The sequence below is a fragment of the Parasphingorhabdus sp. DH2-15 genome (genome assembly GCF_051668705.1).
In the GTDB taxonomy this organism is placed as follows: Bacteria; Pseudomonadota; Alphaproteobacteria; order Sphingomonadales; family Sphingomonadaceae; genus Alterisphingorhabdus.
Genome location: NZ_CP196351.1, coordinates 689,900 through 705,754, shown reverse-complemented (window position 1 = coordinate 705,754; position 15,855 = coordinate 689,900). Strand labels below are relative to the sequence as shown.

At 50.0% G+C, this 15,855-nt stretch carries 13 protein-coding genes; 8 read left to right on the top strand and 5 right to left on the bottom strand.

Annotated features, from left to right (window positions below):
- Positions 1-207: 207 nt before the first annotated feature.
- The 3 genes from ACR9YC_RS03345 to ACR9YC_RS03335 form a co-directional block, all read right to left on the bottom strand.
- Positions 208-882, bottom strand: coding sequence for a nitroreductase (locus ACR9YC_RS03345; RefSeq protein ID WP_438729826.1), 675 nt, complete (start codon positions 880-882; stop codon positions 208-210).
- A 1-nt stretch (position 883) separates the two neighbouring features.
- A complete protein-coding gene (locus ACR9YC_RS03340; RefSeq protein WP_438729823.1) occupies positions 884-2,323 on the bottom strand; it encodes a PQQ-dependent sugar dehydrogenase in 1,440 nt (479 codons plus the stop codon).
- A 110-nt stretch (positions 2,324-2,433) separates the two neighbouring features.
- Entirely contained in the window at positions 2,434-3,420 is a 987-nt protein-coding gene (locus tag ACR9YC_RS03335) for a calcium/sodium antiporter (RefSeq protein ID WP_438729820.1), read from the bottom strand.
- Positions 3,421-3,664: 244 nt separating this feature from the next.
- On the opposite strand from ACR9YC_RS03335, the gene ACR9YC_RS03330 reads away from it, so the two are divergent.
- Positions 3,665-5,836, top strand: a complete 2,172-nt coding sequence (locus ACR9YC_RS03330) for a M13 family metallopeptidase (protein WP_438729817.1) — start codon at positions 3,665-3,667, stop codon at positions 5,834-5,836.
- A 64-nt stretch (positions 5,837-5,900) separates the two neighbouring features.
- Here ACR9YC_RS03330 and ACR9YC_RS03325 read toward each other — a convergent pair whose 3' ends face one another.
- Together ACR9YC_RS03325 and ACR9YC_RS03320 are read right to left on the bottom strand one after the other, a co-directional pair.
- Positions 5,901-7,067, bottom strand: coding sequence for a DUF2891 domain-containing protein (locus ACR9YC_RS03325; protein WP_438729814.1), 1,167 nt, complete (start codon positions 7,065-7,067; stop codon positions 5,901-5,903).
- 58 nt (positions 7,068-7,125) lie between these two features.
- Positions 7,126-8,448, bottom strand: a complete 1,323-nt coding sequence (locus ACR9YC_RS03320; RefSeq protein WP_438729811.1) for an ABC1 kinase family protein — start codon at positions 8,446-8,448, stop codon at positions 7,126-7,128.
- A gap of 292 nt (positions 8,449-8,740) precedes the next feature.
- Here ACR9YC_RS03320 and ACR9YC_RS03315 point away from each other — a divergent pair, with 292 nt between their 5' ends.
- The 7 genes from ACR9YC_RS03315 to ACR9YC_RS03285 all read left to right on the top strand — a co-directional run bounded on the left by ACR9YC_RS03315 (position 8,741) and on the right by ACR9YC_RS03285 (position 15,851).
- Positions 8,741-9,733, top strand: a complete 993-nt coding sequence (locus tag ACR9YC_RS03315; RefSeq protein ID WP_438729808.1) for an SPFH domain-containing protein — start codon at positions 8,741-8,743, stop codon at positions 9,731-9,733.
- A gap of 9 nt (positions 9,734-9,742) precedes the next feature.
- The gene (locus tag ACR9YC_RS03310; RefSeq protein WP_438729805.1) at positions 9,743-10,456 is read left to right on the top strand and encodes a DUF4178 domain-containing protein; all 714 of its coding nucleotides are present in this window, start codon (positions 9,743-9,745) and stop codon (positions 10,454-10,456) included.
- Positions 10,453-11,742: a DUF4178 domain-containing protein gene (locus ACR9YC_RS03305; RefSeq protein WP_438729803.1), complete on the top strand. Its 1,290-nt coding sequence runs from the start codon at positions 10,453-10,455 to the stop codon at positions 11,740-11,742. The genes ACR9YC_RS03310 and ACR9YC_RS03305 overlap by 4 nt, the downstream gene beginning before the upstream one ends.
- A 220-nt stretch (positions 11,743-11,962) precedes the next feature.
- Complete coding sequence (locus ACR9YC_RS03300) at positions 11,963-12,172, top strand: DUF350 domain-containing protein (RefSeq protein ID WP_438729800.1); 210 nt, start codon at positions 11,963-11,965, stop codon at positions 12,170-12,172.
- 29 nt (positions 12,173-12,201) lie between these two features.
- Entirely contained in the window at positions 12,202-13,734 is a 1,533-nt protein-coding gene (locus tag ACR9YC_RS03295; protein WP_438729798.1) for a polyamine aminopropyltransferase, read from the top strand.
- The gene (speD, locus tag ACR9YC_RS03290) at positions 13,721-14,155 is read left to right on the top strand and encodes an adenosylmethionine decarboxylase (RefSeq protein ID WP_438729795.1); all 435 of its coding nucleotides are present in this window, start codon (positions 13,721-13,723) and stop codon (positions 14,153-14,155) included. The genes ACR9YC_RS03295 and speD overlap by 14 nt, the downstream gene beginning before the upstream one ends.
- Positions 14,156-14,279: 124 nt before the next feature.
- Positions 14,280-15,851 carry a toll/interleukin-1 receptor domain-containing protein gene (locus tag ACR9YC_RS03285; protein WP_438729792.1) on the top strand — a complete coding sequence of 524 codons (1,572 nt, stop codon included), beginning with the start codon at positions 14,280-14,282 and terminating at the stop codon, positions 15,849-15,851.
- Positions 15,852-15,855: the final 4 nt, after the last annotated feature.

Here is a 15,855-nt window from a genome sequence, read left to right as displayed (position 1 = left end):
ACACCCCTCACAGAACAAGGCACTTGGCAAAACCAAGCGCCCCAACCCCATCACCGGATATGCGACCCATTAAAACTTAGTATGAAACATCCGCGTAACGAATCATAGTATAGAACAGCCATTTTTTCGCCAATGTGGATTGTGTCACAGGCTCAATTCGGGACAGCGCGCAATATAATATTAAAGCCGCGCCACTGGCTGAAATGTTTAATCAAAGCCGTGGAATGTAACGCTTTCATCCATCGGTGCGCGCGGCACAGGGAATGTGTTGATAAGCGCATCTTTATCGCGATAGCCAATCGCCAATCCGCAGAAAAAGATGTCATCTTCAGGGATAGAAAGTTGATCGCGAACAATGTCGCCATAAATAGACCATGCCTCTTGAGCACAGCTATCTAGCCCGGCTTCACACAGCAGCAACATCAGCGTTTGCAACCACATACCGCAATCAGACCATTGCGGCGGCCCCATATATTTGGGCAGATGCACAAACAGGCAAACCGGCGCATCAAAAGCGCGAAAATTCTGAGCCATTTGCATCATGCGACCCATCTTGTCGTCACGGTCAATATTCAGCCCTGCATACATGGCCTCTCCTACACCAAAACGGCGGGATCGATAAGGGTCTGGCAGTTTTGGCGGATAAATGGGGTATTCCGGAGTTTGGCCAGCCGGACCTTCAGGCAATTTTGCCGCGACGGCAGCTTTTAGGGCTTCCAGCGGCTCCCCTGTCAGTACCTTTGCATTCCAGCTTTGCAAATTGCCGCCAGATGGAGAGCGTTGGGCTTTTTCCAAAATGCTGCGGAGCAAATCACTATCTACCGCCTGATCTGTAAAAGCCCGGATTGACCGGCGATGGGCAACGGCTTCGCTAACATTCATATCAGGACTCTCCCTCTGCTGCATTATCAGGGGCAGTGGTTGATGATGCGCATGATCCAGCGGCAGGCGTTACCCTCCAGATAATGCCCGCGACATCATCGGTAACCAGCAGCGCGCCCTGACTATCAAAACCCACCATAGTAGGCCGCCCTTTTGCATCACCATTATCAGCCAAAAAGCCGGTCAGCACATTCACTGGCAGGCCAGCTTTATCGTTGACCTTCTCTTCATTAGGCCGCGCAATAGGCTCGCCATCCTCTGCATAAGGGATGAAGACAACATCATAGCCAGATGCCGGTTTGCGATTCCATGATCCATGCCGTGCAACAAATGCACCATTGGCAAAAGCCTTACAAAAAGCGCTCTCACCTTCACGCGTAAACACCAGTCCCAGAGGCGCAGTATGCGCGCCAAGAGCATAATTTGGTCGACGCACATATCGACTTTCGTCGCGGCGTGGTGGAGGATTAACGCGCTTATCCTCATATCCACCCCAATAATAATGCGGCCAGCCAAATTGCGTGCCAAGTTGAACTCCGGTCAGATAATCCGGCACCAAATCAGGGCCCAGCATATCGCGTTCATTTACCACTGTCCAAAGCTCACCGGTTACGGGGTGGAAATCCATACCAACAGGGTTACGGAGACCAGAAGCGAACACTCGCGTCTTATTATCTTCATCCAGCTTAATCTCAATAATGGCGGCGCGGCGCTCCTCGCTGTCCATGCCATTTTCACCAATATTGCTATTGGAACCAACAGCGACGAAGAGACTTGTACCATCAGGTGATGCAACCAGATTGCGTGTCCAGTGATTATTGGGTGCAGAGTCATTAAGCTCCGCAACTTTTTTGCCCTCACCAACAATAGAGGTTGCGCCCTCTTTATAAGCAAAAGCCAGCACTGCATCAGTATTGGCGACGTAGAATGTGTCTTCTACCAAAGCCATGCCGAACGGCGAGTTGAGCCCTTTAAGGAAAACTGTCTTCTGATCAACTGCGCCGTCACCATCTGTATCTCGCAAAAGGCTGATACGGTTTGCAGAAGCGGAACCTGCCCCTGCTTTGGCGATCAGGTTTTTGAAAACCCAACCTTCAATTCCGCTATTCTCGCGTGGTGGGCTATTGGTTTCCGCCACCAATATATCACCATTGGGCAAGCGGTATAATGATCGGGGGTGATCCAATCCTTCTGCAAAGCGGGAGACCACCAACCCATTTGCAGCTGTGGGCATGTCATCATCTGCCCAACCGACAACATCGGCTACATTGATGGTCGGAAAATTTTCCGGACGCGGATCAGAAATAACGGGATAAGGTCCGCTTAATTCTTCCAAACTATACACACTGGTTTGACCACGCAGCAGAAAATATAGCGCGCCCACTATAATCACTGCCACCAGAACAATGAAAATCAGCGAATTGCGTATCCATGGACGCATAATAACCACCCTTTACAAAACTTATAGTATCGTATTTTGATATAGGGCGATCCGCAGCATGTGTCACGCCAGACATTGCATCATCGCAGAAATATCAGCCTGCTAAGGCTTTACTGGCCCATAATGGTTAGAGCCTTCCAGCCAATATAACTTATATAGCAGAGAAACAGAACCACGCCCTCTGATCGCCCGATGCGATAATGGGTTGCCGCGCAAAGCAGCATCAACAATGCTGATAGCAGCAATATCGGCAAATCCGGGAAGACCAGACTTACAGGAAATCCGCCAGGGGCCAATATCGCCACAATGCCGCCTATGCCGAGTATATTGTAGATATTTGAACCCAGAACATTGCCAATAGCAATTTCACCCTGCCCCTTGCGAGCAGCGATGAGCGATGTGACCAATTCGGGTGCTGATGTCCCCAATGCCACAATGGTTACGCCAATCAACGCTTCGCCCATGCCAAATTCTGATGCGATAATGATGGCATGGGTTACCACCACATTGCCGCCAGTCAAAATCATCAGCAACCCGCCCAGCAACAGCAATGATGCAAAAACAAATGGGTTGCGCGCAACGGTATTTTCAATCTTTTCTACCAGCCAATGGCCTGCTTCGCTCTCATTCACTGCGCCATCATGCGCCAATGTTACGTCACTGGCTGCGGTAACCCCGCCGCCCGAGCGTTCCTGATAAACCGCATATCCCAAATAGCTGAACAATAGCACCAGCATGGCCGTACCCGGCAAAGGTCCGACAAATGCATCTGCTGCAAATACACATAGCAATAGCGTCGCCAGCAAGGTTACGCCGCCATCGCGCCATAATGGTCCGCGCTCAACTGCCAATGGAGCCAGTATCGCAGTTGCGCCCAATATCAACAGGCTATTCGCCATATTGGAGCCAACAACATTGCCCCAAGCTATCCCGGCAGCGCCAATGCGGGTCGCCTCAATACTCGCCGCCAATTCTGGCGCAGACGTCCCGAACCCGACAATGACGATACTGACAACCAGCGGACTCACGCCTAGCCGCGATGCAAGATCAACCGCACCACGAACCAGCAATTCCCCACCTGCAACAAGCAGCAACAAACCAAAGATCAGAAATATGATACTTATGAAAATTTAGGCTCTCCTGCCGCTAGGTGAATATTGTCATGATCATAGATAATGTGAAATCTGATGAGGCAAAACTCATTAGATCGTTACGCTTTCGAGACGCTAATTATCGAACAAGGTCGCCATTTGGCCGAACTTATTTTGGTCTTGTCCACATTGTACCTATATGTGTAACGAGATTGTTATGGCTACACAAATTAACAGGAGATTTTTGGGCATGCACAAGATATTCAACAATAAGTTAGCGAGCAAGGGGTTGCTCGGCGCAGCTTCAATAATTGCCCTCATCTCGGCTGGGACGGCGCACGCCAACCCGTCCAAAGTATCCGATGAAAATGCTACTGAGGAAGGCGTAAAAACCACCGCTGAAGATTATTGGGGTGAATGGGGTATTAACACCAATTATATTAAAGATAGCGTACACCCAGGCGATGATTTCTTTGCTTATGTTAATGGCAAATGGTTAGATGAATTTGAAATTCCTGACGACCGGTCCCGCTATGGTGGATTTACGTTGCTGGCAGAAAAATCTGAACAGCGTGTACGTGCAATTATTGAAGAATTGGCTGCGAAACAACCTGAACCCGGTTCGCTAGAAGGCAAAATTGCCGCTTATTTCAATGCATATATGGATGTTGATGCAATCAATGCCGCGGGCCTAACGCCGCTTCAACCACAATTAACACAAATTTTTTCTATCAAAGATCGCGCTGATCTGGCCAAAGCATTTGGCACCGTTGGCATCTCATCACCTTTTGGCGGCTTTGTTGGCGTTGATTCCAAAAATACAGAGCAATATACATTTTATGTCGGCGTTGGCGGTCTGGGTTTGCCGGACAAGAGCTACTATTTAGACGACACAGAGACCAACCTGGCGATACGGGCAGAATATAAGAAGTATCTGTCATTCCTGCTTGGCAAGGCCGGCTATCCTGATCCAGATACGGCCGCAACCGCGGTGTATCAATTGGAGCGTCAAATTGCTGAGCAGCATTGGGACCGCGCCCTTAGCCGCAACCGCAACCTGACCTATAATAAAGTCAACCGTGCTGAGATGCTGGCTATGGCTGGTGACTTTCCTGTGACCAACTTCTTGAGTGAAATTGGCCTCGATAAGCAAGACGAATTTGTTGTTCGTCAATTAAAGCCAACGGCAGAAGAAATTGCAGATAATGGACTAACCGCCGAACAGCTTGCAAAACTGGGTGATGGTGTGCCAGGTATTTTCAAAGTGGCCAATGAGGCTCCTTTGGCCAATTGGCAGGCCTATTTGGCTGTGCGCTTGCTATCTGGTTCTGCATCCGTACTGCCTAGCGACATTGATGAGGCGAGCTTTAACTTTTATGGCAAAACCCTGCGTGGACAGGAAAAGCAACGTGAACGCTGGAAACGCGGCGTTGGTGCGGTTGAAGGCGCACTTGGCGAAGGCGTTGGTAAAGTTTATGCATCGCGCTTCTTCCCTGCTGAAAACAAAGCAGCAATGGACGAATTGGTCATCAATTTGCGCAAAGCCATGTCTGCCAATCTGGATGACATTCAGTGGATGAGCGATACAACCAAGATTGAAGCACGTAAGAAGCTGGACAAGTTTACGCCAAAAATCGGCTTTACAGAAAAATTTGAAACCTATGACAGTCTAAAGGTTACTCAAGATAGTGCTTATGCAAATTCACTGGCCGCTGGCGAATGGGCATTTAAGGACAACCTTGCCAAATTGGGTCAGCCGATTGACCGGACCGAATGGGGTATTTTGCCGCAAACGGTAAATGCATATTATTCACCCAGCTTGAATGAAATCGTCTTCCCAGCCGCAATTTTGCAACCGCCATTTTTCAACCTGTCTGCTGACCCAGCGGTTAATTACGGCGCAATTGGCGGCGTTATTGGTCACGAGATTGGTCATGGTTTTGACGATCAAGGTTCAAAGTCTGATGGCGACGGCGTATTACGCAACTGGTGGACCGAAAATGACCTGAACAATTTTCAGGGACTCACAACAGCGCTGGTCGATCAATATAATGCATTGTGTCCGTTGGATAATGGCGAAACATGCGTTAATGGACGCCTGACATTGGGTGAAAATATTGGTGATCTGGGCGGCCTGTCCATGGCGTATCGCGCCTATAAAATCTCACTCAATGGCCAAGAAGCACCAGTGATCGATGGTTTAACCGGTGATCAACGTTTCTTTATGGCGTGGGCACAAGTATGGCGTAACAAGCAGCGTGAAAAAGCACTGCGTCAGCAATTAACCACTGATCCGCACTCACCTGCTGATTACCGTGTAAACGGCATCGTGCGTAACTTTGATGAATGGTATGAGGCCTTTAACATTGGTCCAGAGCACAAATTATATCTGCCGCCAGAAAAGCGTATCCGCATCTGGTAAGCGTGCAATATCTATCACCAAAAGGGGCGGCCATAGCGATATGGTCGCCCTTTTTTATTGGCGGCTATTGTGCTGTAATACCGCGCTGTGTTTCCAAATAGGTGGCAAAGCTGGCGAGCCAGTGGCTGCCCGAATAATGCTCGTCACTCACTGCGGCAATGCCGGTTTCTTTATGCAGTTTTGCTGCTGCTAAGAGCGCCGCAATACGTTGATCGCCCTCTGGCAAGACAGAAGCAATGCCCTCCAACGCCCAAGCGCGTGAAAGATTGACACCGTCAAGATGCACCAGCTTGCCATCACTGGCATCGCGCACCACACCGGGGGTTAGCCAGTCGCCGCTGCCATCAGTGGGAATGACCGGCAAAAAGCCGCGCAACCAATCAGAAAATTCACCAGTTGGCATCACGCGGCGCATCAGATCCGCCTCCATCAGGCAAGGCGAGAGGAAATCTTCTCCCGAAGGTTCATATGCCAATGGGCAATTGCGATCACTGGCATGAAACTCCAACGATTTGGCAACCAATGCTTGCTCTAGCTCTGCATTACCGACCGTGCGCGCATAATCCAGCATCAGACCAAAGGCAAAAGCGCTTTGATTATGTGTGCCCAGTCTGATCGGGTACGCCAATTTGGGCAGCCATTGCAAAGTCTCCGCGACAATAGCATCCTCTAACGGTGCTAAAATCTGGCGATATTCGGTTAGTTTTTCATCATCGCTTTCATGCAATTCAGCCACCAATTGCAGATACCAAGCAATGCCATAAGGTCGCTCAAAACTGCCGCGATCTTCCCCTTGATAATAAGCAAGTTCACCGGCCAGATTGTCTTTGGTAAAACTGCGATCCAATGATGCCAAAATATCATCACGCATTGGGGTGTCAGGGTCGGTTTTGAGTATCCGTGTCAGCAACCAATGGCCATGCACTGAGCTATGCCAATCAAAACAGCCATAAAAGGCTGGATACAAATCACGCGGAGCAGCGACATCGTCTGACCCGTTAAGCACATGGCTGATCTTATTAGGATATTGCTTATGCACACAGGCCAATGCGAAGCCTGCAAAACGATCTGTCAAAACATCTGCGCGGGCATCGGGTATGGCAATAGGCGTTGCATTAGCCGCATCATCCGGCAAAGCGACTGGTTCGCAAGCGGCAAGCCCTGCCAAAAGCGGCAGTATCATCCATTTTGACTGGAGCAGCAGCCGCGAAGATTGTCGATATTGTGTCATGTCATTCCCCGATATAGTCATTCATATGTGCAGCAATATCAAACCATTGCATAGCCGATCATACAACATATTTCGCGATTATTGCGCGAACATTGACCTTGGCTTTCAACCGACTGGCCAGCAGATAAACTCCGCTAAACTTGCGCTGGATGAACAGAGTATCGACCGGCGGCAAATGCCATAGCTCGCGCTCTGTTGCCAATTCCATACCCATATCACTGAGGCGCTGTGTTATCTGAGTATTACTGAAGTCAAAGGGTTCATCATATTGCAAAGGCTCCATCGCAACTTTGGTCATTTCCATGATCGCCTTTTGATGCTTTGGCTTCATGTCGCTGGCGATAAAGCCGATATCGGTTGCAGCTTGCACGCCTGCGGCCTCATCACCGGTCAATACAGCACGCATGATAGTGCGATAATCTTCCATCGTTTGTTCGCGAATTTCCTGCGTCGCGCCAAAATCGAGCAGCACAAGGCGATCATCAACTGCATTAAAACGATAATTGGCAAAATTGGGGTCGGTTTGCATCAGACGGAATTCAAACAATTCCCGCATGAGCAATTCCAGCAATAATGTCGCCAACCGGTCACGCACTTTCTGTGACGCCCGCTCCACCTGCTCAATAGGGACGCTTTCAATATAACTCATCGCCAATATGCTGTCTGTGGTCAGCGCAGCGTAAAGCCTAGGAACCTGATAATCAGGATCACCTGCCAACAAGTCACCAAAACGCGCAAGATATCCGGCCTCACGCTGATAATCTGCCTCTTCATGCAATTGGCGCTTTGCCTCTTGTAGCAATGGTTTGATGTCCAGCTCCTGCGGCACCAAATTGGTCACACGCAACAATGATGCAACATTGTTCACATCACTATCGACACTGCCGCGCACGCCCGGATATTGCACCTTGATCGCTAGATCATCGCCAGCAATAGTGGTGGCACGGTGGACCTGACCAATAGAGGCAGCAGCAATAGGTTTATCACCAAATTCGGCAAAATTGCTTCGCCAGTCAGCACCCCATCCTTTTTCCAGTTGAGCTTCCAATTGACGGCTGGGCATATGCTGCGCATCAGAGCGCAATTGCCCCAAGATATCGGACAGTTCGCGCGGCAAAAAATCGCCTGTGTCCATGGACAGCATCTGGCCTAGTTTCATCGCTGCGCCGCGCATATTGGCTAGCTGATTAGTGACCTTCAACATATTGGCCGGTGTCATCAGCAGATCATTCAGTGATGGGCGTTTACCGGTTGCAAGCTGCTGTACGCCATCAAAAAACATGCCCCCGGCCACCCCTGCTGCCATGCCGCCAAAACGGGCAAAGCGCGATAAGCGGCCAAAAGGTACAGGCCGACCATCCTTTGCATATTTGTCCTGCACAGGATTATGGCCCTTATCATTCTTATCTGGCGGTTCGTCGGTCAGAAAACATTCCTTGCTTATAGGCGGTGACAGCAGCGCAGTTGATAATCGCCATCTATCCGCTTTGTGGCGAATGCTAAGCGCTGCGTCCAGATATTACCGATCAATGGCGCATTTTGCCGAACAAAGGGCTACGCTCGCCAAAATTGACTTGTGATAACTGCGCACAACCCGCTAATCTTTACCATATAGATATTTGTTTCGTCATAGATATGATGTAGCATAGCCACAAATTAGGGAGCAGCGGCAAATGGGTTTTTTCTCAAAACAGTTTATTGATGTTATCGAATGGCAGGAAGAGCCGGGCCAATTGGCATGGCGCGTGCCGATGGAAGATAATGAAATCCAGAACGGCGCACAATTAACTGTCCGTGAGGGGCAAGGCGCTGCTTTTCTGGATGAGGGCAAGCTGGCCGATATGTACCCTGCTGGCCTGCATACATTAAACACAGAGAATATGCCGATCCTGACCAATTTGAAAAATTGGGATAAGGCCTTCAAATCACCCTTTAAGTCTGATGTTATCTTCTTTTCTTTCCGCGAACAGACAGGTTTGAAATGGGGAACGGCGCAACCCATTACTGTGCGTGACCCGGAATTTGGCGCATTGCGCATTCGGGCCTTTGGCACATATTCGGTGCGCATCAATGATGTGACCAAATTTTTCGGCAATTTAATGGGCACGACCAGCGAAATGTGGATCAGCGATCTGGAATCGCAATTGCGCTCCACCATCAGCACCTGCCTTGCCGCCACCTTGGGCTCGGGCCAGATTCCATTTCTCGACCTTGCCGCCAACCAGGTATTGTTGTCAGAAACATTGGAAAAAGCCGTCGACTCCGCTTTGGAGCAATGGGGCCTAGACACAACGAAGCTGTTTGTTGAAAGCCTGTCTTTGCCAGATAATGTTCAGGAAATTCTCGACAAGAAGAGCTCTATGAATGTTTTGGGTGATCTGGACAAATATGCGAAATTTCAGGCAGCCGAAGCGATGGAAACTGCGGCAGAGCAATCTGGCGGTATGGCTGGGATCGGCGCAGGAGCCGCAGCGGGCATGGCCATTGGTCAGACCATGGCATCCAGCATCGCGCCACAAGCACCAGCAGCACCTGCCGCTCCGACACAACCTGCAGAAGACCCTATGGTAACGCTTGAAAAACTGCACAAGTTAATGACCGCAGGGGTGATTAGCGAAGAAGAGTTTGCTGCAAAGAAGACTGAGTTGCTAAGCCGTATAGGGTAAGATTTCCTCATGGATTTGCACTGTCCCAATTGCGGCGCTCCGGTTCAATTTCCCTATACCGGTCTGTCGATGCAGGTTTGCGGGTCATGCCGCACTTTGCTGCGGCTGGAGGGCGCGGCAATACAGGCTGTTGGTCAATGCGCTACTTTGCCATTTGATGTCAGCATCTTTCAGATCGGCACGACATTAAACATAGCCCTTGGCAATGGCCGTCACGCGCGCGGCAATCTGGTCGGCAGAGTGCGCTGGGGCTGGGATCAGGGTTCCTGGAATGAGTGGTTATTATACCTGCCCGACGGAACGATTCGCTGGATCGCCGAAGAATCGGGCATGTACATGGTAATGCAGGGTCAGAGAGCGAGACAGGCACAGGATGCAGCATGCCGCGCCATGCTGGAACATGGCAGAAGCGCATTGGGCCATGCCTTTATGTTCAATGACACAACATATTATCTGTCAGACATTAAAACCGTGCGCTGCGTCTCCAGCGAAGGTGCGCTGGATGAACCTGTCTCTACTGGATACACCATTCAGAGCATTGATTTTCGCAACGCTTCCGGTGGTAGCCTCACTTATCAGATGGAGGATGATGGCGGCTATTTCTATGAAGGCTATTACGCGCAATTAAGCGAGCTTGACCCAAAAAATCTTCGTGGTCTGGATGGTTGGGCCAAGCCTGACTTTACAGCATTAGCGGATAAAAAACAGGCAGGCGGGCGATGAGCGATACAGCGACAGCCGAGCACCATGTACCATCAGTTCGGGCATTGGACTGCCCTGCATGCGGCGGATCACTGGAGATCATGGCCGCGGGCTTCACCACCAATATAGTCTGCCAATATTGCGGCAGTGAGTTGGATGCCGTTGATCCTGAGATCAAACTGATTGCCCGTCATCAGGAAGCCGCAGCCAATCTTGAAATACCGCTTGGCACACGCGGAACACTGCGCGGCGTTGAATGGGCAGCTATTGGTTATCTGGAACGCAGCGACAATTGGAGCGGATGGGCTGAATATCTCTTGTTCAACCCTTATCATGGCTATCGCTGGCTAACACGCACCAATGCAGGGTGGAGCTTTGGCACACCATTGATGAAGCTGCCCAATGGTGCAGATAAGCCTTATTTCGAATTTGATGGCAAAAGATATATAACATTTAACGCCAATATGATGATCACTACAGACTATGTTTTGGGTGAATTTTACTGGCGCGCGCATAAGGGCGATACAGCAGTCGCGACCGACTATATCGGCGTCAACAAAATGCTGTCTGAAGAAACAAATGGAGATGAGATCAGTTGGACGTTGGGGGAATGGGTACCTTTTGCTGAGATGCATCGGGCCTTCGGAACTCCCAATAATCCCGAATGGCCACGCACCGGCGCAGCACCTTTGCCGCACCAGCCTTCACCTTATCCCAAAGACCTCATCAATTTTTCGATTATCGCGTTTGTTTTTGCGGCCATTGGCTTGGCATTGGCGACATTTTCCGGTCTGCCGGGGCAGAGAAAATCAATAGATATCAGCGTTGATTATAACAAACCTTCACAGGAATGGACGCTTGGGCCCATTGACGTGCCGGGTCGAGAAGGCATTGTTACTGTCGAAACGGCAGGCAAGGTTGCACGCAATAGCTATGTAGATTTTGATTTTCGACTGGTTGAACGCAATACAGGCGATCAAATCGCTGCAGCAACAGCTTTGGAGCGGTATAATGGCCGAGATGCCGATGGCGATTGGTCCGAAGAAAAGAACGACGCGACATTGAAGTTTTCCAGCGTACCAGCCGGCTCTTATAATCTTGAGGTAGAAGCGACTCCAGCGACCGGTGTAGGGGTTTCAGGACCAGCTTATAACGTCACTTTAACGGCCTATGCTGGCGGAATATTCCTTTCAAATTATCTGCTGTTCCTGCTGTTGCTGTTCACGCCTGTGCTATTTCTGCTATTCAGGCATATATCATTTGTAAATCATCGACACAGCGAAAGTGATGCCGCCGATGACGATTGATACTAACCTTTAGGGAGCGCGTTAATGACTAAACTTCTGATATATATCATATGGTCAGTCGCTATACTGGGGCTATATGGCTGGTCAGCGGCTTATGGCTATTCTCCCTTTGGAGACGGCCAGAGAGTCAGCACAAATGGTGTCTTTATTGGCGGGTACAGATCTGGTCCAGCGCACAAATAACCTAGCGCTCGTTCGGCCATGAAATAAGGGGAATAACATGTTAAACACTGATACCATCTTAGCAACAGGCGTTTATGCCGGAATTGGCATATTGATCTTCATCATCAGCTTCGTCCTGGTTGATATTCTGACACCTCAGCGTTTATGGCTGGAAATTATTGAGAAGAAAAACATGGCCCTCGCCTTTCTGGCTGGCTGTGTGGCGATTGGCTTGTCGATCATTATCGGCGCGGCCATTCACGGCTAAACATCATTTCAGAACCCGCTTACGATTCCATGTCTGATGAAGCAGAAGCAAAGCAACCTGCTGGCTTTGCGATTATCATGCTGGCGTCAGTCTTTGTCGTCGCGACTTGTGGGCTGGTTTATGAATTGCTGGCTGGCACCATAGCCAGCTATTTGCTGGGCGACAGCGTTACCCAATTTTCAACAGTCATCGGCACCTATTTGTTCGCCATGGGCGTGGGCAGCTGGTGCTCGCGCTATGTCAAGCAACGCGCGTTAGAGGTGTTTATCCGCGTTGAAATATTGATTGCACTTATTGGTGGGTGCACGGCGGCATTGCTGTTCATGCTTTTCCCGATTGTTGATAGCTTTAGGCCTATTCTTTATGCATTGGTATTTTGTATCGGCTTTTTCGTCGGGTTGGAGATTCCGCTTTTGATCCGCATTTTGCGTGGGCGTTTTGCCTTTCGTGAACTGGTATCCACGGTGTTGACTTATGATTATGTTGGCGCACTGGCCGCATCGTTGATCTTTCCGCTCATATTGGTGCCGCAATTGGGGCTGGTCCGTTCAGGCTTTGCCGTCGGGCTCACCAATATCATCATCGCCTTGTTGCTTATCTGGCAATTGCGTTCCAGTCATAATCTGGTGGCAGAAAAAATAGCCGCCAGCATTGTCGCTACACTCTTGCTGACAGGTCTGCTCATGTCCGACTATCTACAAAGCTGGTCGGAAAGTGCAGCCTATGAAGACCCCGTTATTTATTCCAAATCGACCGAATATCAGCGGATTGTTCTTACCCGCCGCAAAAATGATATTCGCCTGCACCTTAACGGCAATCTGCAATTTTCTTCACGCGATGAATATCGCTATCATGAGGCATTGGTGCTGCCTGCTCTTGGCCGAGTAAGCCGTCCGGAAAATGTTCTGATCATGGGCGGCGGCGATGGCTTGGCCGCACGCGAAGTGCTGAAACATCCTAATGTTAAGACCATCACATTGGTCGATTTGGACGCAGGTATAACCGACCTTTTCAAAACCGTCCCTGCACTGGCGCGGCTAAACAATGGCGCATTATCTGCGCCGCAGGTCACAGCCATCAATGCCGATGGGTTTGTCTGGGCACGCAAGGCTGAGCAGATCTTTGATCTGATAATTGTCGATTTTCCCGACCCTACCAATTTTGCTATCGGCAAATTATATAGCCGCGCATTCTATAGTCAGCTTTCGCGATTATTGGCCGATAATGGCATATTGGTTGTGCAAAGCACCTCTCCTTTGGTGGCGCCAGAAAGCTATTGGACGGTATCGAACACCATGGAGAATGCGGGACTTCAGACGACAGGCTATCATGCCTATGTGCCCAGCTTTGGCGAATGGGGTTTCACCATGGCATCGCATGGTCCCTTGCCACCGCTAAAATGGCTGCCTGACAATACACGTTTTCTTACCCGCGCGGTTGAGAAAGACTTGTATCTTTTCCCGCCTGATATGGCGCGCCGGCCTACTGCGGTAAATCGCCTCGACAATCAGGCATTGGTGACCAGCTTCGCCAAAGAATGGCGGGTTTATGATGGCAGATAACCCCGATAGCAACAGTCAGGCCCCTTTCCCGCCTCAAGTCAAAGGCCCGCCTCAAGCCGAGGGCCCGCCTCAAGCCAAAGGTACGCACGTCCTGCTGGATATATATGGCGTAAAGCGGCTCGATGATCCGGCGTATCTAGAAGATGTAATGCGCCAATCCGCCAGTGCCGCAGGAGCGCATATTATTGGCGCGCATTTCCATCATTTCGGTTTGGAGCAAGGGGTGACGGGCCTATTGCTGCTCGCGGAGTCACATATCTCTATCCACACATGGCCGGAGCGTGACTATGCCGCTATCGACCTGTTTCTCTGTGGCAATATTGCTGGCGTGGATGCGGCTATTGATATTTTGACCACTAGTCTGCAACCCAAAACCACCAAGGAACAGCGCATCTTGCGCGGCGCGCCTTTACCAGACTGACGCAATGTGTCGCTTGCTGCGCCCCGGCGACCTGGCGCGTGACAATGCAACAGATTTGCGATAGCTTCTAACATCATGTAAACAGCTATATTCATAAAACCATTGGGCCTTGGGGGAGGGACAATTGGACGGTCGCGCAATACCAGATCAAGATATTACACCAGATCAAGACACTGGACATTTCCGCGCATTTGTTAGCTATAGCCATGCTGATGCAGCACTGGCCAAGAAACTCCACCGCAAAATGGAAAGTTATAAGCTGCCCAAATTGCTGCGTGGCATGCAAAGCGGCGGACAGAAAGATGGCCGTCTGGGGCGCCTTTTCAGGGATCGTGAAGATCTGCCCGCGACGCTCGACCTATCGGAATCCGTAAAGTCAGCACTTGCCCAGTCTGAGGCCCTTATAGTCTTATGCTCGCCCAATGCCAAAAATTCACTTTGGGTCGCAAAAGAGATTGAACTGTTTCGCGAACTTCATCCTGATAGACCAATATTGGCCGCTCTGGCTGAAGGCGAACCAGCCGATGCTTTCCCCGAAGCGCTGACCCTTGCTGGCGAGCCATTAGCAGCAGATTTGCGCAAAGAAGGCGATGGCTGGCGATTAGGGTTGTTAAAACTGGTGGCAGGTATCGCGGAAGTTCCACTCGATGCCTTGATCCAGCGCGATGCACAAAGACAATTTCGCAGCGTGATGAGCGTCACGCTGGTTGTCGGCGTGGCACTGCTAGCTATGACTGGGATGACGATATACGCACTTCAACAGCGCAACGCAGCACAGTTTCAACAGGCTCAAGCAGAGGGCCTGGTAGAATATATGCTGACGGATCTGCGCAACGAACTGCGCGGCGTTGGCCGGTTGGATGTGATGACAGACGTCAATGAGCGAGCCATGGACTATTATAAGGAACGTGGTGATCTTAGCGACCTGCCCGCAGAAAGCCTAGAGCGACGTGCACGGATATTGCATGCCATGGGTGAAGATGATGAAAAACGCGGCAACCTAAGGCTTGCACTGGAAAAGTTCACCGAAGCACACCGCGTCACCGAAGCACTTTTGGCACGGGAACCAGAAAATCCAGACCGCATCTTCACTCATGCGCAAAGCGAGTATTGGGTAGGTTATATAGCCTATTTGCAAAACAACTGGGACGAGACAGCAGTGCGCTGGCAGTCCTATCAAAGCCTAGCGCAAAAATTGATTGTTATAGAAAATGACAACCCTAGTTGGTTTCAAGAAGTGGGGTATGCACATGGTAACCTTTGCACATTGCAGTTGACAGAATATGGTACCGCCAAAGCAGCCGAAAAACATTGTAACGCAGCATTAGATGCAGTCAAAAAAGCGCATGAAATCGCGCCCTCTGACAATCTTATTTTAGAGGCTTTGATCAACCGTTATGGTTGGTCAGCTGATGTCTATGTTGCGCAACACAGCACAAACAAAGCATGGAAATTGCGCCGTATTCAATCCGACCTAGTTGACCAATATGCTGCGCGCGCAGGAGCCGAGAACCGCCATGCGATTGAATTGAAACTGCGTGTTCTCATTCCCCAAATCAAGCTGGCCGCAAATCGCTCAGACGTTGACGCGACGACCCTAGAGACTGAAGCACTAGAAAAAATAGCTATTTTAGAAGGGACTGACGAAAAAAATATCGTCTGGAAAAGTTATAAAAAGATGATCAACCAAAATTAGGGGT